Annotated in this window: 20 protein-coding genes; 11 read left to right on the top strand and 9 right to left on the bottom strand. The window is 71.7% G+C overall.

What is annotated here, in order from left to right; translation table 11 throughout:
• Positions 1-59: 59 nt before the first annotated feature.
• Positions 60-839 (bottom strand): DeoR/GlpR family DNA-binding transcription regulator, encoded by a 780-nt coding sequence (locus ABZ532_RS14045; RefSeq protein WP_361282289.1) that lies wholly within the window; start codon positions 837-839, stop codon positions 60-62.
• Between the two features lie 157 nt (positions 840-996).
• Between ABZ532_RS14045 and ABZ532_RS14040 the strand changes: the two genes are divergently transcribed.
• The 9 genes from ABZ532_RS14040 (at position 997) to ABZ532_RS14000 (ending at position 8,644) form a co-directional block, all read left to right on the top strand.
• Positions 997-1,881, top strand: a complete 885-nt coding sequence (locus ABZ532_RS14040) for a sugar isomerase (RefSeq protein WP_361282287.1) — start codon at positions 997-999, stop codon at positions 1,879-1,881.
• Positions 1,882-1,883: 2 nt separating this feature from the next.
• The gene (locus ABZ532_RS14035; RefSeq protein WP_361282285.1) at positions 1,884-2,753 is read left to right on the top strand and encodes a class II fructose-bisphosphate aldolase; all 870 of its coding nucleotides are present in this window, start codon (positions 1,884-1,886) and stop codon (positions 2,751-2,753) included.
• A 245-nt stretch (positions 2,754-2,998) separates the two neighbouring features.
• Complete coding sequence (locus ABZ532_RS14030) at positions 2,999-4,321, top strand: ATP-binding protein (protein WP_361282283.1); 1,323 nt, start codon at positions 2,999-3,001, stop codon at positions 4,319-4,321.
• Positions 4,318-4,773 (top strand): roadblock/LC7 domain-containing protein, encoded by a 456-nt coding sequence (locus ABZ532_RS14025; RefSeq protein WP_361282281.1) that lies wholly within the window; start codon positions 4,318-4,320, stop codon positions 4,771-4,773. The genes ABZ532_RS14030 and ABZ532_RS14025 overlap by 4 nt, the downstream gene beginning before the upstream one ends.
• On the top strand, positions 4,770-5,129 hold the full coding sequence (locus tag ABZ532_RS14020; protein ID WP_361282279.1) for a DUF742 domain-containing protein: 360 nt from the start codon (positions 4,770-4,772) through the stop codon (positions 5,127-5,129). The genes ABZ532_RS14025 and ABZ532_RS14020 overlap by 4 nt, the downstream gene beginning before the upstream one ends.
• Positions 5,130-5,307: 178 nt before the next feature.
• Complete coding sequence (locus ABZ532_RS14015) at positions 5,308-5,850, top strand: ATP/GTP-binding protein (RefSeq protein WP_361282277.1); 543 nt, start codon at positions 5,308-5,310, stop codon at positions 5,848-5,850.
• Positions 5,847-7,130, top strand: coding sequence for a cytochrome P450 (locus ABZ532_RS14010; RefSeq protein ID WP_361282275.1), 1,284 nt, complete (start codon positions 5,847-5,849; stop codon positions 7,128-7,130). Before ABZ532_RS14015 ends, ABZ532_RS14010 begins: the two co-directional genes overlap by 4 nt.
• Before the next feature lie 11 nt (positions 7,131-7,141).
• Positions 7,142-8,362, top strand: coding sequence for a cytochrome P450 (locus tag ABZ532_RS14005; RefSeq protein WP_361282549.1), 1,221 nt, complete (start codon positions 7,142-7,144; stop codon positions 8,360-8,362).
• Positions 8,363-8,491: 129 nt separating this feature from the next.
• Complete coding sequence (locus ABZ532_RS14000; RefSeq protein WP_361282273.1) at positions 8,492-8,644, top strand: hypothetical protein; 153 nt, start codon at positions 8,492-8,494, stop codon at positions 8,642-8,644.
• A gap of 14 nt (positions 8,645-8,658) precedes the next feature.
• Here ABZ532_RS14000 and ABZ532_RS13995 read toward each other — a convergent pair whose 3' ends face one another.
• The 6 genes from ABZ532_RS13995 to ABZ532_RS13970 form a co-directional block, all read right to left on the bottom strand.
• A complete protein-coding gene (locus ABZ532_RS13995; protein WP_361282271.1) occupies positions 8,659-8,889 on the bottom strand; it encodes a hypothetical protein in 231 nt (76 codons plus the stop codon).
• Positions 8,890-9,141: 252 nt separating this feature from the next.
• Positions 9,142-9,549: a hypothetical protein gene (locus ABZ532_RS13990; RefSeq protein ID WP_361282269.1), complete on the bottom strand. Its 408-nt coding sequence runs from the start codon at positions 9,547-9,549 to the stop codon at positions 9,142-9,144.
• Between the two features lie 61 nt (positions 9,550-9,610).
• Entirely contained in the window at positions 9,611-10,651 is a 1,041-nt protein-coding gene (locus ABZ532_RS13985; RefSeq protein WP_361282267.1) for a PHP domain-containing protein, read from the bottom strand.
• Between the two features lie 10 nt (positions 10,652-10,661).
• Positions 10,662-11,033, bottom strand: a complete 372-nt coding sequence (locus ABZ532_RS13980; protein ID WP_361282265.1) for a VOC family protein — start codon at positions 11,031-11,033, stop codon at positions 10,662-10,664.
• Between the two features lie 48 nt (positions 11,034-11,081).
• Entirely contained in the window at positions 11,082-11,747 is a 666-nt protein-coding gene (locus ABZ532_RS13975) for a glycoside hydrolase family 75 protein (RefSeq protein ID WP_361282547.1), read from the bottom strand.
• A gap of 115 nt (positions 11,748-11,862) precedes the next feature.
• Positions 11,863-12,360: an NUDIX domain-containing protein gene (locus ABZ532_RS13970; protein WP_361282263.1), complete on the bottom strand. Its 498-nt coding sequence runs from the start codon at positions 12,358-12,360 to the stop codon at positions 11,863-11,865.
• A 239-nt stretch (positions 12,361-12,599) separates the two neighbouring features.
• Between ABZ532_RS13970 and ABZ532_RS13965 the strand changes: the two genes are divergently transcribed.
• Positions 12,600-14,000 carry an NADP-dependent succinic semialdehyde dehydrogenase gene (locus ABZ532_RS13965; protein WP_361282261.1) on the top strand — a complete coding sequence of 467 codons (1,401 nt, stop codon included), beginning with the start codon at positions 12,600-12,602 and terminating at the stop codon, positions 13,998-14,000.
• A gap of 83 nt (positions 14,001-14,083) precedes the next feature.
• Positions 14,084-14,977, top strand: coding sequence for an ABC transporter substrate-binding protein (locus ABZ532_RS13960; RefSeq protein ID WP_361282259.1), 894 nt, complete (start codon positions 14,084-14,086; stop codon positions 14,975-14,977).
• Between the two features lie 67 nt (positions 14,978-15,044).
• Here the strand turns inward: ABZ532_RS13960 and ABZ532_RS13955 are convergent, their stop codons facing one another.
• Together ABZ532_RS13955 and ABZ532_RS13950 are read right to left on the bottom strand one after the other, a co-directional pair.
• Positions 15,045-16,430: a monooxygenase gene (locus tag ABZ532_RS13955; RefSeq protein ID WP_361282545.1), complete on the bottom strand. Its 1,386-nt coding sequence runs from the start codon at positions 16,428-16,430 to the stop codon at positions 15,045-15,047.
• 182 nt (positions 16,431-16,612) lie between these two features.
• Positions 16,613-17,161, bottom strand: coding sequence for a PadR family transcriptional regulator (locus ABZ532_RS13950; protein WP_361282257.1), 549 nt, complete (start codon positions 17,159-17,161; stop codon positions 16,613-16,615).
• Positions 17,162-17,283: the final 122 nt, after the last annotated feature.

The raw sequence follows: 17,283 nt of genomic DNA, 5'->3' as shown, positions 1-17,283 counted from the left end.
ATGTCGCCTGCCGGACGGCGTCAGGACGGTCGGCGGTCAGCACCGTCGGCCGGTGCGGGTCAGGCCCGGATGACCGTCACCCCGGCGTCCTCGAACGCGGCGGCGGTCTCGTCGGGGACGGCCGCGTCGGTCACCAGCGTGTCCACCTGGCCGGTGCCGCAGATACGGGCGAAGGCGCGAGCCGCGAGCTTGGTCGAGTCCGCGGCCACCACCACCCGCTCGGCCCGCTCGCACAGCAGCCGGTTGATCGCGGCCTCGGCCTCGTCGTGAGCAGCCGCGCCGTGCTCCGCGTCGAAGGCATCGACCCCGAGCACGGCGGTGTCGAGCGTGATCTGGCTGAGCACGGCGTGGGCGAGTGGGCCGATGAGCTCGTAGGACTGAGGGCGGGCCACCCCGCCGGTGACGACGATCTTGAACTGGGGTCTGATGGCCAGTTCGTTGGCGATGTTGAGCGCGTTGGTGACGATGGTCAGAGCGGGTGATCCCGAGGCGAGATCGGGCCGGGCCGCCAGTGCCCGGGCCACCTCGGTGGTCGTGGTGCCGCCCGTGAAGCCCACGGCGGTGCCCGGTGCGATCAGCGCGGCCACCGCCGCGCTGATGCGCTGCTTCTCCGCCGCGCGCCGGGAGGTCTTGTAGCGCAGGGGCAACTCGTACGACACGCCGTGCACGACGGCGCCGCCGCGGGTGCGGACGAGCATCTGCTGTTCGGCGAGCTGGTCGAAGTCGCGGCGGATGGTGGCGGCCGATACGTCCAGCGCCGCCGCGGCCTCGTCGACGTCCAGCCGGCCCCGCTCGACCAGCAGTTCCAGCAGTTCCTTCCAGCGGGCGTCGCGCGACACCGTGGCTCCCTTCCCCGGACGTGCTCCGCGTCCTTGATCGCTGGCTGTGACCCTAACGCACATGACTCCTTGCCGCATGCTTGAAGTTGATTGAAAAAGAGCAGTACTTTGCAGAAAAGCGCATGGGTGGGCGTAGCCCGGAGGGTGGAGCATGGTGATGGGTCATATCGCGAACGAACTGGCCAGCCAGCCGGAATGCTGGGAGCGCGCGGCGGAGCTGGCCGCCGGCAGGGCGGGGCTGCTCCCCGGTCAGGGCGAGCGCGTGGCGTTCACCGGCTGCGGGACCTCGCTGTACATGAGCCAGGCCGCCGCCGCGCTGCGCGAAGCGGCCGGGCAGGGCGAGTCGGACGCGTACCCGCCCTCCGAGTTCCCCCCGCACCGGCACTACGACCGCGTCGTCGCGCTCACCCGCTCCGGCACCACCACCGAGGTGCTGCACCTCCTCGGGGGGCTGCGGGGGAGGGCCCGCACCACCGTGCTCACCGCTGACCCCGCCTCCCCGGTGACGGCGCTCGCCGACGATGTCATCGTCCTCGACTTCGCCGACGAGGAATCCGTGGTCCAGACCCGCTTCGCGACCTCGGCGCTCACCCTCCTGCGGGCCCACGCCGGACGGCACACGGGCGCCGTCGTGGACGACGCCCGGGCGGCACTCGCCCTGCCGCTGTCCCCGGGTCTCGCCGAGTGCACGCAGTTCACCTTCCTGGGCAGGGGCTGGACCGCGGGGCTGGCGAGCGAGGCGGCGCTCAAGGTGCGGGAGGCCTCGGCCTCGTGGGCGGAGGCCTACCCGGCGATGGAGTACCGCCACGGCCCGATCAGTGTCACCACGCGCGGCACCGCCACCTGGATGATCGGTGCGCCGCCGCCGGGACTCGCCGACGAGGTGCGGGCCACCGGCGCCATGTGGGTGGCCGGTCACCTCGACCCGCTGGCCGAGCTGGTGCGGGTCCAGCGTCTGGCCGTCGCCGTGGCCGGGGCGCGCGGCCTGGACCCGGACCACCCGCGTCACCTCAGCCGCTCCGTCATACTCCCCGGAGGCTGACCGTGCCCGTCGCCGACACCGGAACGCTGGTCGCGGAGGCGGCCCAGGACCGCCGCGCCGTGGCCGCGTTCAGCATCATCACGCTCGAACACGCCGAAGCCGTCGTCGCCGGGGCGGAGTCGGCAGACTCCCCGGTCATCCTCCAGATCAGCGAGAACGCCGTGAGATACCGCCTCGGCCGGGTGCGCCCCCTCGCGCGCGCCGCACTGGAAGCGGCCCGGGACGCCACCGTGCCGGTCGCGCTCCATCTGGACCACGTCACCAGCGGCGAGCTGCTCCGCCAGGCGGCCGAGGCCGGTTTCAGCTCGCTGATGTACGACGCGTCGCGGCTGCCGTTCGAGGGGAATCTCGCCGCGACCCGCGCCGCCGCCGAGTGGGCGCACGCCCATGGCCTCTGGATCGAGGCCGAGTTGGGCGAGGTCGGCGGCAAGAACGGCGCCGCGCCACGGGACGCCCACGCACCCGGTGCGCGTACCGACCCGGACGAGGCCCGTGGCTTCGTCCACGCGGCGGGAGTGGATGCCCTCGCCGTGGCCATCGGCAGCTCCCATGCGATGACGACACGCACGGCAGCGCTCGACCACGGGCTGCTCGCCAGGCTGAGCGCGGCCGTGGATGTGCCGCTGGTGCTGCATGGATCGTCGGGGGTCCCGGACGGGGAGCTGTCGGCGGCGGTCCGGGGTGGCATGGCGAAGATCAACATCGGCACGGCGCTGAACCTCGCCATGACCCGGGCCATCCGCGCCCGGCTGGCGGCCGACGCCGACGCGGTCGACTCCCGCGCCTATCTGTCGGCCGGCAGGGCGGCGATGACCGCGACGGTCGCCCGGCTGATCGGCGTGCTGAGCGAGGCGGGTGGGGCGGCCGGCTGACCTCGGCAGGCGACAGCGGCAGGATTGGACGGCCAGGGAGCGCGGAATGGCGGAATGGCGGAATGGCGGAATAGGGAAATGGGGGAATAGGGGACGGAGACAGAAAGGACTTGCCCAACTGGCGTTCGGACGCGCCCGGTTGATCGTAAGATTTGACTGCTCCCGATCGCCGAGGGGCTGTTTCATCCGACGTGGTTGGGAAGGGGCTCGTACTCCGTGGTCGCGGTCCACCGAGTCGTCACATCATGGTTACCCTGCTGAGCATCGCGGGCGGCTGTGCCGTGGCCGCTTCCGCATTCCTCTTCTGGGCGCTGACGCTGCGCCGCTCGCTGGGGCGCGCCCGCCGGCTGGCGGCCGCCCGGGCCGCCGAGGTCGAGCATCTGGCCGCGGTACGCGCGCCGGCCGTCACCGAGCGGCTCCGCCGGGGACAGCGGCCCGAAGGCGTACCCGGCCCTCTCGGCCCGGATTCCGACACCGGTGAGGACTTCGCCCGTGCCCTTGAATCCGTCGTCGAGGCACTCGGCTCCGACGAGGCCGTACGCAGGGAGCGCACCCTGCGGGACTCCGTGCAGACGGCCTTCGAGTCCGTCGCCCGCTCCGTCCACGCCATGGCCACGGTGCAGCAGCAGGTACTCGACCGCGTCGAACGATCCATCGACGACCCCCTGTTGATGGCCGAGGTCATGAAGGCCGACCACGCCGCCGCGCAGATGACCCGCAAGGCCCAGACCCTGCTGGTGATGTGCGGTGTCTGGCCCGCCCGCCGGGAGACCCGCCCGGTGTCCCTCTACGACTGTGTACGGGGTGCCCAGTCGCGCATCGTGGAGTTCGGCCGCGTCGAGATCCACGGCGGACAGATGCTCCACGTGGTGGCGCCCGCCGTCGAGGGCCTGATGCACGCGATCGCCGAACTCCTCGAGAACGCGACGGTGTTCTCACCCTCCAGCAGCCATGTCGTCGTCACCATCAGCGAGGTCGGCGCCGGCGCCGTCGTCGGGATCGACGACGCGGGCCTCGGTATGCCGCCCGACGTGCTGCAACAGGCGGCCGCACGGCTGCGTGACGACCTGGACCTGACACAGCTCGGAGCCGTGCCCCGGCTCGGGCTCGCCTGTGTCGGCCGCTGGACCCGCGAGCTCGGTTTCCAGGTGGAGCTGACCGGGGCGTCCGCCTACGGAGGCACCCGCGCCGTCGCCTTCGTACCGCACCGGCTGCTCACCGAACCGCCGCCGTTCCGGCCCTCGTCCGCGCGCACCGCCACGGCAGCGGGGTACGTGGCGGCAGACGCGGAGACCGCATCCGGGACGGCGGACGAGCCGGCGGGCAGCGGCCTGCCGAGACGCCGCAGCCGCCGCGGCGCCCGGGAGGCAGCCGTGCACCAGACCACGTGGACACCACCGGCGGTCGCGGCCGCAGCGCCGCCCACCATGTCCGACGAGCGCCCGTGGACCCCGGAGGATGCCCGCGCCTCGATCGCCGATGTGCTCTCCGGGACACGGCGCGGCCGAGCCGAGGCGGAGAACAGCAGGACGCCCGAAGGACCCGACCACGAGGGAGGCCGGCTGTGACCGGAACCATCACCAAGCTGCCCGACCTGGGCTGGATGCTGCGACCGCTGACGGAGATCCCGGGCGTCAGGCATGCCGTCGTGGTCTCGGAGGACGGGCTGCGGCTCGGCCACGCGTCCGCGCCCAACCTGTCGGGACCCGTGGCCGAACTGAGCGTCGCCGAGGCCGAATCGCTCTCTGCCGCCTGTGCCGCCATGACCATGACCGGACGGTCCACCGCGGGGCTCCTGTTCGGCAGCGCGGCCGGGGTGCGCCAGCTCATGCTGGAGTCCGACCACGGATTCGTGCTGTTCACCCAGGCCGGATTCGGCGCGCACCTCGGTGTCGCCACCGACACGGGCGCCGACATCGGCCTGGTCGCCCAGCAGATGCAGCTGCTCGTCGCACAGATCGGCGCGCACCTGAGCACCCAGCCGAGGGACCCGGTGGCTCCGCTGAACCCCTCGTCATGACCGAACACCCGGAGAGAAGGACCACCTCGGCGGTACGGCCGTATGTGATCACCGGTGGCCGGGCGGGCACGGGCGGGGAGCCGCTCGCCTGGGAAACCCTGGTGATGGCCACGGACGCGGCCTATCCGCCATCCCTCCAACCGGAGCACGTGAGCATCCTGGCGCACTGCCAGGGGCTGCTGTCGGTCGCCGAGGTGGCCGCGCATCTCGGCCAGCCGTCGTCGGTGGTCCAGGTGCTGCTCACCGACCTCCTCACGTGGGGTCTGATCGTGATCCGCCCGCCGATCCCCGCAGCAGAACGAGCCGATGTCACCATGCTGAGAAAGGTCCTACATGGCCTCGAAAGCCGCCTTTGAGGCAACGGCCGGGACACCGCGACCGCCAGGGACACCGGCGGGGACCCCGCTCGGGCCCCCGGCGGCGTCTCCGGGGACCCCGGCACAGGCAGCGCCGGCGGCCCCGGGCCCCGGGGCCCAGGCACCAGCGGCGCCGGGGACGCCCCCGTCACCGGGCAAGTACCTCACCTCCGGGGTCATGGGCGCGGCCAAGATCCTCGTCGTCGGCCCGCTCGGCGTCGGCAAGACCACCCTGATCGGGACCGTCTCGGAGATCGAACCGCTCTCCACCGAGGCGGTGATGACCCGCGCCGGGGCCCGTGTCGACACCACGCCGGACCAGTCCAAGACGACCACCACCGTCGCCCTGGACTTCGGCCGGATCACCATCGACGGGGAACTGGTGCTCTACCTCTTCGGCACCCCCGGCCAGCCCCGCTTCCTGCCCGCGTGGCGCGATCTCGCCAAGGGGTCGCTCGGCGCGCTCGCGCTGGTCGACACCCGCGACCTGGAGTCGTCCTTCGACGCGCTGGGCAATCTCGAGGACCTCGGGCTGCCGTTCGCCGTCGCGGTCAACGTGTTCCCCGGCAGCCCCAGGATCGCCGACGACGAGCTGCGCACCGCACTCGACCTGCTCCCCGACACCCCGCTGGTGTTCTGCGACGCCCGTGAAGCCACCTCGTCCGTACGCGCGCTGATCGCGCTCCTGCGGCATCTCATCGACGTGACGGAGTCCGCATGACCCCACGGCACGGACGCTGCCCCGCCACGGCGCTGTACGGGCACCTCCACGGTGATGCCATGCCCGCCCTCTACGAGGAGCTCCGGGAGCAGCACGGACCGGTGGCTCCCGTCACCGTCGCACCCGGAATCCGGGCATGGCTGGTGCTCGGACACCGCGAGCTGCTCCAACTCACGCGTCAGGAGCAGGACTTCTCGCACGACCCGCGCCACTGGACCCTGCTGCGCGAGGGGCGGGTGCCACCCGACTCCCCGATCCTGCCGATGGTCGGCTGGCGTCCCGCGCTGCTGTACGCGGACGGGCAGCAGCACCGCAGAATGCGCGCCGCGGTCTCCGACGCGCTCGCCGGGGTCAACGGACACGAACTGCGCCGCAGCGTCCGGGCCACCGCGGAAGGGCTGATCGCCTCGTTCGCCGGGCGTCGTGAGGCCGATCTCGTGCCGCACTACGCGCGCCGGCTGCCCATGCAGGCCATCACCGGTGTGCTCGGTCTGGACGAGCGCACCGGCCAGCGCTTCGTGCAGGCCATCGCGGGCATGGTCGTCGGCAACGCCGACTCGGCCAACGCCAGCCGGCGCCTCGCCACCATCCTGCGCGCCGTCATAGAGAAGAAGCGGCGCAGCCCGGGACAGGACATCACCTCGGCACTGCTGCACCATCCCGCGGAGCTCACCGACGACGAAGTGCTGCACAACCTCGTGGTGATGTTCGTGGCGGGCAACCAGACCACCGTGAACTGGATCGCCACGACGCTGCGCATCCTGCTGTGCGACCCGGCATTCCGCTCCTCGCTCTCGGGCGGTCACCTCAGCGTGGACGACGCACTCGACCTGGTGCTGTGGCGCTTCCCACCGACGCAGAACTTCCCTGCGCGCTACGCCATCCGGGACGTGGAGTTCGGCGGGCAGTACATCAGGGCCGGCGACATGCTCGTCCTCGGACTCGCCGCAGCCAACGCCGACCCGGCCGTACTGCCCCCGGATGGCGGCCCGATAGCCGGAAACCGCTCCCATCTGGCATTCGGCGCGGGTCCGCACACCTGCCCGGCCCAGGACCCCGCCCGGCTGATCACCCGGACCGCGGTGGACACCATCCGGCACCGTCTGCCCGACCTGGAACTGGCCGTGCCGGAAACCGAGCTGTCCTGGATCTCCTCGCCCTGGACGAAGGGCCTCGCCGCGCTCCCGGTCCGGTTCACCGACCCTCAGCTGCCCCTCGCACCTGTGGCGGCGCACGCCGCGCCACAGCCGACGGCACCACAGACAGGAGACCTCCGTTGAACACCTCACCCATGTCCCCGCACCGGATGGACCCGGCCGGTGGCTGCCCGCACGCGGACAACGCGAGGCTGCTGGCCCGCGGTGCCGTGACACCGGTCGTCCTGCCCGGGGACATCGCGGGCATGGCGGTACTCGGACATGACGCGCTGAAGGAGTTCCTGGCCCACCCCGACGTCGCCAAGGGCGCCGAGCACTTCACCGAACTGCGCGAGGGCCGGATCGCCGACGGCTGGCCGCTGAAGACCTTCGCGACCGTCCAGGGCATGACCACAGCCGACGGAGCCAACCACCGGCGGCTGCGGGTGCTGGTGAGCAAGGCCTTCACCGCGCGCCGGGTGGAGGAACTGAGGCCGCGCATCGAGACCGTCACCGCATCGCTGCTGGACGGCCTCGAGGCCGCCGCGGCGGACGGGGACGGTGTGACCGACCTGCGGCGGCACTTCGCCATGCCGCTGCCCATGGGAGTCATCTGCGAACTGCTGGGCGTGGACCCGGAGCACCACGAGCGTCTGCACCACCTGTCGAACCAGGTCGTCGCCACGGACATCGGACCCGAGGAGGCCATGGCCGCCAACCGCGAACTGGTCGCCGTGCTCACCGCCGTCGCCACCGCCCGGATGGCCGACCCCGGCGACGACCTCACCAGTGCGCTGATCGCGGCCCGGGAGGAGGACGGAGACCGCCTCAGCGAGCACGAACTGATCGGCACCCTGCTGCTGATGATCATCGCCGGGCACGAGACCACGCTGAACCTGATCACCAACGCGGTCCGGGCGCTGTGCGCCCACCGCGATCAGCTGGCGCTCGTACAGGACGGCAAGGCGAGCTGGGCCGACGTCGTGGAGGAGACCCTGCGCTGGGACAGCCCGGTCAGCTACTTCCCGTTCCGCTACCCGACGAAGGACCTCACCGTCGACGGCACGGTCATCCCCAAGGGCACCCCGGTCCTGGCCGGCTACTCCGCCGCCGGCCGTGACAAGTCGGCCCACGGGGAGGAAGCCGATCGCTTCGACGTCAGCCGCGCCTCAGAGGCCCGCCACCTCTCACTCGGCCACGGCCCGCACTACTGCCTCGGCGCCCCACTGGCCCGCATGGAGGCGACCATCGCCCTGGAGCGGCTGTTCGCCAGGTTCCCCGGCCTCGACCTGGCCCTGCCGGAGCCGGAACTCACGCGACACGCAAGTTTCGTCGGCAACAGCGTGCAGGAGCTGCCCGTACGCCTGGGGGCCTGAAGCCACGCCTGGAGCGACGGCCCGTCACCCGAACGGACCGGCACCCGCGCACCGCGCGGGTGCCTCGGCCCGGTGTCTGCGAGGCTGGGAAACGCCGGGGTTTTGGGCACGAGCGAGCAGGGAGGGACCATGGCCGGACAGTTCCAGGCGACCGTCGTGATCGACCGGTACGTCGACGAGGTCCTCGCCTTCCTCGCCGACGGTGCGAACGATCCGAGCGCCGCACGCAAGGACGTTGACGCCTTCGCCCGGTGCATCGAGACGGCCGTCGAGGCGTCCTGAGACTCGGGCGCCGGCTACGCGAGCCAGAGGGCGTTGCGTCGGTGCCGCGCCGGAGGGATGTCCACGGTCTCCGCGGCATCCGGTGTGAGGTCGTCCGCGGTGGAGTTCACCAGCTTCAGGGCAGTCTCCACCTGGGTGCGCAGCCGCTGGCGCTCCCGGCGTTCCTCCGCAGCGGACCACTCGGCGACGGAGCGGTCCCGCTGGAAGCGAGGCCACGAGCGGACATTCACCGTGCGGCGGATCACGCGGGGTCGAGGTCTCCTGGACTCTCGTATCGCGTCGGCGAAATCGCGGGCGCTGTACCTGAGATCGTGGAGAACGCTGGAATGCCAGGCATCGCCTGGCGAACGGCCGTTTCCACGGTGGCCGTAGGGAGGCCGAAGGTGGTGGGCGGTGCGTGACACCGGACTCCGTTCGCAGCGACCGCCAGGTATCTCCTGGCGGGCTACCTGAAGCCCGTCGGCCCCGTCGAACGTGCGTTTTCCACGCGTGTCACCCTATCCCCCTTCCGTGGACCGCAGCAGCAGCCGGAGCTGCTTCTCCCCGTCGCCCGACACCGCGTGTTCCACCTCGACCGCGAAGCCGAGGGTGAGCGCCTTGGCGAGGCGGTCCACCGCGGGGTACGAGCCGGAGAGCTCGGCGGCCACGGGTGACCCGAGCGAGGTGGCCGCCACCGGAGCGGCGGTGTCGGCGGGGGCCACGTCATAGGTTGCGGACCACACGGTGGGGTGGCCGTGGCCCGCCTCGTGGACGTGCTCCTCGGCGTCGCGGTCGCAGGGGTACGCGGCGAGCAGCGCGCCGAAGACGGCGTCCGCGTCCTGGGGCGAGCCGGTGAGCTGCACCGACACTTCCTCGTGCCTGTCGGCGACCTTCACGGTGGTCACCGTCCTCTCTCGCGCTGGCATGGACGGAGACGTTCTCCTTCCAAGGTCGCACTTCGGCGACCGAATGGCACGGCCCGGCCGCTCATGCCCCCGGCACCTCCCGGGTCCTCGTCCAGTGGAGCAGCTCGTCGGCTGTCCAGGCGGTGATGACCCGGTCCTCGGACACCCCGCATTCCTCGGCCCGGGCACACCCGGCCGACAGCCAGTCGAGCTGGCCCGGCGCGTGCGCGTCCGAGTCGATCGCGAACAGCGTCCCCGCCGCCACGGCGCGGCGCAGCAGACGCCGTGGCGGGTCCAGCCGGTCAGGACGGCTGTTGATCTCCACCGCCGTCCCCGACTCCGCGCATGCCGCGAAAACCGCCTCGGCGTCGAACTCCGACTCCGGCCTGCCGGAGACCCCGTGCCGTTCCTTCAGCAGGCGCCCCGTGCAGTGACCCAGCACGTCCACGAGCGGGCTGCGGACCGCCGCGAGCATCCGGCGGGTCATGGGTCGCGCCGCCATACGCAGCTGGGAGTGCACCGACGCCACCACCACGTCGAGCCGGGCCAGCAGCTCGGAATCCTGGTCAAGCGTGCCGTCCGGCAGGATGTCGCACTCGATCCCGGTCAGCAGCCGGAAAGGTGCCCAGGTCCTGTTGAGATCCGCCACCACGTCGAGCTGTTCCCGAAGCCGTTCCGCGGGCAGCCCGCGTGCCACGGTGAGCCTGGGGGAGTGGTCGGTGAGCACCGCCCACTCGTGCCCGATGGCCGCCGCGGTCCGCCCCATCAGCTCGATCGGGCTACCACCGTCCGACCAGTCCGAATGCAGATGGCAGTCGCCGCGCAGTGCCGCCCGCAGCCGTCGCCCGGCATCCCCGTCGGGCCGGCCGGTCACGTCCTCCTCCAGCCGCCGCAGATACGCGGGCAGCTCGCCGGCCAGCGACTCCCGCACGACCTGGGCGGTCTTGGGGCCGATGCCCCGCACCGACTCCAGCGCACCGGCCGCGGCACGTGCCCGCACCTCGTCCTCGCCGAGCGCCGCGACCGCGGCCGACGCCGCCCGGAAGGCCCGTACCCGGTAGGTCGGAGCCCCGGACCGCTCCAGCAGGAACGCGATCCGGTCCAGCGCCTGCACGGGATCCATGGCGGGGGAGCTACTCCTGGAGCACGGACAGGACGTTGCCCGCGGGATCCCTGAACCAGGCGATGGCGGGACCCTCCTGGCGGGCGATACCGCGCTCGTCCTGGCCGAAGCCTTCGTAGCGCTCGAAGACCACCCCGAGCCCCACGAGCGCGTCGACCGTCCGCTCGATGTCGTCCACCGGGAAGTTCAGCACCGTGAAGGTCGCCGGTGTGTGGCCGTCCCCCTTGGGATAGACCAGCACGGTGGTGTCCCCGGCGAGACGCAGCGTGAGCAGCCCGTGTTCCTCGGACACTCGCAGACCGAGCGTCTCGCCGTAGAACTCCTTCGCCCTCCCGATGTCATCGGTCGAGAAGCCGCTGAACGCTCTGCTGTCACCCAGCATGGCCCTGTCCCTTCTTCGATCCGTCAGTCCCCGTCTCCGGTTTCCCCTTCAGTCTTCATCCTCGACCCCGTCCCCGCTTCGTACCTGGCGACCGACGAACTCCCTGGCCAGCTCGTCACCCAACGTGACCGCGTCCTGATGGGACTCGATCGGAGAGACATGCGAGCCGCGGAACGCGATGTACGTGACGCCGGAGTCGGCGCCCCCGCCCTCGGGGCCCGGTTCGATGCCGAGGCGCTCGGCCGTCGCGTAGGAGGCCTCGCCGATGATGTCGTGCGGTCCGGTGTCCCCGACGACCGCGTACTGCACCCTGTCGCCGTAGACCACGGCCACGACGCTGCCGCCGCTGATCCCGGACGAGAAGGGCTCCCACAGGTCGCTCGCCACGGGCACCACCACGAACGGCAGCCCCTCGGAGCTGAGGTAGTCCCCGTCGGACTGCGCGAAAGCGGTCTGGGGCTGGAAACTCGGGTCCGTGTCGTCGTTGCAGCGCGCGGAGTACTGCCCGTCGCAGTCGATGTCCATGTCCGCCTTCCAGAACACCACGTCCGGCGTGCCGCACACCGGTATGTCCGCGGGTTCCGTCGCGTCGCTGCGGTACAGGCCGTCGGATATTCGGGTGCAGGTCCGCACCTTGGCCAGCAGTTCGTCCGCGGTCACCGAACCCTCGGAGGAGCTACGGGCGGTGGCGGTGCCCGGAAGCGTGGCGAGCAGGGTTGCCGCTCCGGTCACGGCGAAGGTCCTGGCGAACGTCCTGGGGAAGGGGCACTCACGGAGACGGGAAAGGCGAGGCAGGAAGAGGGACAGGGACACGGGGGTACTCCTCGGATCAATCAGAGGTGGAGGGCCGCTGTCGGCGGCCCTCCTGGCGTATGTGATGGGCAAGGCGGTCGAGGAAGATCCGCTGGCCGGGAACGAGCAGCTCGGCGGCCCGTTCCAGCGAGAACCAGCCGACCCGGTCGATCTCGGGGAACTCGCGCAGGACCCCGGACCGGGGCGGCCACTCCATGCTGAACATGCCGGGCTCCAGCCGCTCCGGGTCGAGATCGCCCTCGACGGCCCAGACGGTGACGAGCTTGCCGCCCGGTTGGCGGCTCTCACCGAGCGACAGGCGCTCCCCGGCCGGTGCGGGCAGGCCGAGTTCCTCCTCGAACTCGCGGCGTGCGGCGGCCTCGGGTTCTTCCTCAGGGCCGTACTCCCCCTTGGGGATCGACCAGGCGCCCGCGTCACGGGATGCCCAGAAAGGCCCGCCCATGTGCGCGATCAGCACCTCCACCTCCGGGCCCGCGGCACGGAAGATCAGCAAACCGGCACTGCGCTTGGCCATGGCGCCGAGTCTGGCGCCCGGTCCTACCCTCCGCCATCGCTCCGGTACGCCGTGTCACGCCAGTGTGGCGCGCGGGACCCGATCAGCTGGCCAATCCGGCGGCGCGCGGATGCCCCGGAGAGTGATCCGCTGAAGGGGTGGCGGCCGCGCCTCGCTCGTCACGGCCACCAAGCCCCCGCGTTGCGCCGTCCTTCCGTGCGCGGCAGGGTCGTAGGTGCGAGTCCAAGGAGGACACAGCCATGCCCATCGCGTCGGTGAATCCCGCGACCGGTGAGACGCTCAAGACCTTCGATCCCCTCGGGCCCGAGGGGATCGAGAAGCGCCTGGCGGCCGCCCATGAGGCCTTCCTCGAGTACCGCGTCACGGGCTTCGGAGAGCGTGCGCGGCTGCTCAAACGAGCCGCGGGGCTCCTCGAGGAGGATCAGGACGACATCGCGCGCACCATGACCCGCGAGATGGGCAAACCCATCACGGCCGCCAGGGCGGAGGCGGCCAAGTGCGTGAAGGCGATGCGCTGGTACGCCGCACACGCCGAACGGCTGCTCGCCGACGAAGCCGTGCCGGACGAGGAAGCCGCGGACTCGGGTGCGTCACGGGCCTTCGTCCGCTACCGCCCGCTGGGTGTCGTGCTCGCCGTGATGCCGTGGAACTTCCCGCTGTGGCAGGTCGTACGATTCGCCGCGCCCGCGCTGATGGCGGGCAACACCGGGCTGCTGAAGCACGCCTCGAACGTGCCGCAGACCGCGCTGTACCTGGGGGACCTCTTCCACCGGGCCGGCTTCCCCGAGGGCTGCTTCCAGACCCTGCTGATCGGCTCCGCCGAGGTGGAGGGGGTGCTGCGGGACGTGAGGGTGGCCGCGGCGACCCTCACCGGAAGCGAACCCGCGGGCCGCTCCGTCGCCTCCATCGCCGGTGACGAGGTGAAGAAGACCGTCCTGGAACTCGGGGGCAGCGACCCCTATGTGGTCATGCCCTCCGCCGACGTCGACAAGGCCGCCAGGGTGGCGGTGACCGCACGCGTCCAGAACAACGGCCAGTCCTGCATCGCCGCCAAGCGCTTCATCGTGCACGAGGACGTGTACGACACCTTCACCGAGCGCTTCACCGCCCGGATGGAGGGGCTGACCGTGGGGGACCCGCTGGAGGAGTCCACCGACATCGGCCCGCTGGCCAGCGAGCAGGGACGCGCCGACCTGGAGGCGCTGGTCGACGACGCCCTGCGGCTCGGTGCCGGGGCGCTCTGCGGGGCGGGCAGGCCCGAGGCGTATCCGCGAGGCTGGTACTACCTCCCCACCGTCCTCACCGGGATCACACCCCGGATGCGGATCCACCGCGAGGAGACCTTCGGGCCGGTGGCCACCGTGTACCGGGTCGCCGATCTCGACGAAGCGGTACGGACAGCCAACGACTCGCCCTTCGGGCTGAGTTCGAACGTGTGGACCCGAGACGAGGAAGAAGTGGCCCGCTTCGTCAGGGACCTTGAGGCGGGCGGGGTGTTCGTCAACGGAATGACCGCCTCGCACCCTGCCATGCCCTTCGGCGGTGTCAAACGCTCCGGATACGGGCGGGAGTTGTCCGGGCACGGCATCAAGGAATTCTGCAACACCACCACCGTGTGGCGGGGCGGCGCCGAACGGTAACTGAGCCGCTGTTCGAGCCTCCCGATCCCTGGGCAGGAGACCCTCGCACGCACCGGCAGGCGACGGGCAGGAGTGCACGGATCATGGAGCGGCAGGGGAACTGGAGCTTTCTCGACGACCGTGGCCATCTGGCGACGGCGACTCGGCGGCCACGTAGGGCCGTCACGTACGTACAGGCCGGAGCGAGCCTCTGGGACCACGGCATACGGCCGGCAGGGCTGTTCGGGTCGAACCACGACGGTGACGGCCCCGACCCGGTGAAAGCCGCGGGACTGCCCGTGGAGGGCATCGCCTACCTCGGGTCCGGGGCGGGGCTCGACTCCGGTGCACTGCTCCGCGGCGAACCCGACCTCGTCGTCGCCGTCACCTACGGCGGCGGACAGGTATACGCCCTCGATCCCGACACGGCCAAACACATCGAGGAGCGCGTTCCGCTGGTCGTGCTCGACGTCGGCCAGGGTCGGTCACTCGCCGCGGTCCGCGCCCGTTTCGCCGAACTGGCCCGTGAGCTGGGGGCCGACGGCGAGACGGCCATGGCCCTGCCGCTCGCCCGCGCGGAGGCGCGCCTGCGTGACCAGGCGGCTCTGGGCGTGCCCGAGGCGCGTCCCACTGTGCTCGCGCTGTCACCCGCCTCCGCGGAAGGCGCCTATCTCGCGAAGCCGTACGCCTGGCCCGATCTGCGTGAACTCGCCGGCTTCGGAGTCGACGTGCTGAACCCTCAGGGAGGTTCCAGCACGCACTGGTCGGCGGTCGACTGGTCCGAAGTCCCCGCCCTGGCCGCGCGGATCCTGCTCGTCGACATGCGCGCCAACGCCCACCCACTGGACGCCCTGCGTGCCAACCCCGCCTGGCAGGAGGCCGTTTCAGGAGCGCACCTCGTACCGTGGAACCCGGAGGGCCCGTGCAGCGCCCGGGCGCACACGCGGTTCTTCAACCAGGTCGCCGATGCGGTGGAAGCGGCGCGGAGCACGTCGTAGCGACTCGCGGGCGAGATGCCCGGGTGGACCGCGACCCGTGGAACACACGGCACCGACGATCCGCCGTCTACCGCCCTTCTCGGCCCATCGGCGGCTCCTGCGGTGTCTCCGGGACCGCGCCGAACAGCACGGCCCTGGCGACCTCGGGTGCGAACAGCGCGGTCACCGGCGCGCGCAGGGTCAGTACGGAGCGGAAGGCGCTGCCCACGACGGGGTCACCCGCGTAGCGTTCCTGGACCCGGTCGAGGTACCAGCCGACGGGCCGGTCCAGGGCACCGGCGGCCAACGCGTTCCCGGTCGCTCCCGGCATCTGCCGGTCGGAGCCTGCCGAGATGTCCCACGCCTGGCGCGAGGCCCGGCACACCGTTTGCTGGACCCGGAGCGTCGTGGGCGTGCGGCGAGGGTCGGCCAGCGCGTCGCGCAGGGCCACGGCACTCATCGCGGCGACGGACATGCCCTGTCCGTAGACGGGGTTGAACGTGCACAGCGCGTCGCCCGTCGCGAGGAATCCGGCCGGGCGGCGTCCCGGACGGTCGTAGCGGCGGCGGAGATTGGAGGTCTTCCGGAAGCCCCACACGGGCGACAGCGGCTCGCTCTCCAGCAGCCACCGGTGCACGAACGGATGCGGCAGCCGCTTCGCGTAGGCCGTGAACCCCGCCTCGTCCGTCGGCGGTTCGTCCCCGCGCAGACCGGAGAACGTGACCAGGTAGGTCCCGTCCTCCAGGGGGATGACGCCACCTCCGTGGACCTGCCGAGGGTTGGGGATGACGTAGTAGGCGAGGGCGTCGGTGCCCAGGGACCCGCCATGGCCGCGATAGATCCGCGAGGCGTAGGCCAGACCCGTGTCGATGGTCTCCTCCGCCGCGGGCTCGGCCTCGATCGCCGTGAGCCACTGCGCGGCGCGCGAGCTGTGTCCTGAGGCGTCCACGACCACATCGGCCTCCAGGGGCCGCGGCTCGCCGCCGCTCCCGGAGCCGGCACCCTCATCCGCGCCGGAGCCGGCCCCGGTGCCGCGCTCGCGCAGCAGCACCCCCCGTACCCGTGAGGAGTCCCCGAGGAGCCCGACGACTTCCGTTGATTCCACGAGGGAGATCACCGGATTGGCCAGCACCCGCTCCCTGACCAGATGTTCGAGCTGTGCGCGCGAGCCGGTGTAGATGTGCGTGGTCGCGGGCGTACGACGGAACCACCGCCCGCTCTGCCACTGCACCATGTCCGACGGCAGCCCCACGCACGGGGCGCCCGAGGCTCTCAACCCGGCCATGAAGCCGGGGAGAAGGGCGTCGAGCGCGAGCTGTCCCCCTTCCAGCAGCACATGCGGGTGGCGGCTCTGCGGTACGCCCGCCCGCGCCTCGGGCCCGGGGGAGAGACGGTCGCGCTCGACCACCGTGACGGTGTCCGCGTGCCCCGCGAGCACATGAGCGGCGAGCAGCCCCGCCAGACTGCCGCCGATCACGACGGCATGGCGCCGGCGTCGGGCGTCGCCGCTCCCGCCGATGTTCCAACTTGGCGTGTCGTGCGCGTGGTTCACCCGAGCCCCCGTGCCGTTGTCCATGGTCTGTCCCACGACGGCCAGTATCGCCGTTCAGGGGCGGCACAGGGCGCGGCAAGCCGAAATCGACCGCCTTCGGGTGATCACCCACCCTCGTCGGATGGCCCTCCGAGCTCCTCCAGGGCGTGCGTCAGCCACTGGATCCAGAACCGTTCCAGATCGATACCGCCCCGCAGCACCACGTGCCGCAGCCGGTCCTCGACGGAGTCGCGCTCCGGTGGGAAGTGCCGCTCCTCGATGTCCAGGTACTCGGCCAACTGGCGCCTGTGCAGCTCCAGGTGGCGCCGCAGCTCCGCCTCGAGACCCCCGGTGCCCACCACCGCCGCGGCGCGCATCCTCAGCAGCAGCGCGTCCCGGACCGGCTTGGGGTCCTCGGTCCTGCCCACCCACGCCGCCAACTCGGCCCGTCCGGCGGGCAGTACCTCGTACTCCTTCTTCTGGCCTCGCGAGCGCTGGGCGGTTTGCAGGGCACGGATGTGCCCCGCCTCCTCCAGCTTTCCGAGCTCCCGGTAGATCTGCTGGTGCGTCGCCTGCCAGAAGTAGCCGATCGAGCGGTCGAAGCGCCGGGTCAGTTCCAGACCCGACGACGGCTTCTCGAGCAGGGCGGTGAGGATCGCGTGCGGGAGTGACATGGACCGCATCCTAGGCAGCCCCGGCAGGGCTTCAGGCGACGGCCGGAGCTGGCGGCGTACGGCGCGTGCGACGTACCGGAACCGGTGAGGGCCGGAACCGGAAACCACCGGTCCCGGCCCGC

This window comes from Streptomyces sp. NPDC019396 (assembly GCF_040632375.1).
Classification (GTDB): domain Bacteria; phylum Actinomycetota; class Actinomycetes; order Streptomycetales; family Streptomycetaceae; genus Streptomyces.
The sequence above is the reverse complement of the archived record's forward strand: the minus strand, read 5'-3'. Positions and strand labels throughout refer to the sequence as shown.

Coding starts and splice junctions, on each gene's coding strand:
- ABZ532_RS13950 (WP_361282257.1), bottom strand. CDS start 17,161: ATGTCACTCCCGCACGCGATCCTCACCGCCCTGCTCGAGAAGCCGTCG.
- ABZ532_RS13985 (WP_361282267.1), bottom strand. CDS start 10,651: ATGGATCCCGTGCAGGCGCTGGACCGGATCGCGTTCCTGCTGGAGCGG.
- ABZ532_RS14000 (WP_361282273.1), top strand. CDS start 8,492: ATGGCCGGACAGTTCCAGGCGACCGTCGTGATCGACCGGTACGTCGAC.
- ABZ532_RS14005 (WP_361282549.1), top strand. CDS start 7,142: ATGTCCCCGCACCGGATGGACCCGGCCGGTGGCTGCCCGCACGCGGAC.
- ABZ532_RS13990 (WP_361282269.1), bottom strand. CDS start 9,549: ATGCCAGCGCGAGAGAGGACGGTGACCACCGTGAAGGTCGCCGACAGG.
- ABZ532_RS13980 (WP_361282265.1), bottom strand. CDS start 11,033: ATGCTGGGTGACAGCAGAGCGTTCAGCGGCTTCTCGACCGATGACATC.
- ABZ532_RS13960 (WP_361282259.1), top strand. CDS start 14,084: ATGGAGCGGCAGGGGAACTGGAGCTTTCTCGACGACCGTGGCCATCTG.
- ABZ532_RS14015 (WP_361282277.1), top strand. CDS start 5,308: ATGGGCGCGGCCAAGATCCTCGTCGTCGGCCCGCTCGGCGTCGGCAAG.
- ABZ532_RS14020 (WP_361282279.1), top strand. CDS start 4,770: ATGACCGAACACCCGGAGAGAAGGACCACCTCGGCGGTACGGCCGTAT.
- ABZ532_RS14010 (WP_361282275.1), top strand. CDS start 5,847: ATGACCCCACGGCACGGACGCTGCCCCGCCACGGCGCTGTACGGGCAC.
- ABZ532_RS14030 (WP_361282283.1), top strand. CDS start 2,999: ATGGTTACCCTGCTGAGCATCGCGGGCGGCTGTGCCGTGGCCGCTTCC.
- ABZ532_RS13970 (WP_361282263.1), bottom strand. CDS start 12,360: ATGGCCAAGCGCAGTGCCGGTTTGCTGATCTTCCGTGCCGCGGGCCCG.
- ABZ532_RS13965 (WP_361282261.1), top strand. CDS start 12,600: ATGCCCATCGCGTCGGTGAATCCCGCGACCGGTGAGACGCTCAAGACC.
- ABZ532_RS14040 (WP_361282287.1), top strand. CDS start 997: ATGGGTCATATCGCGAACGAACTGGCCAGCCAGCCGGAATGCTGGGAG.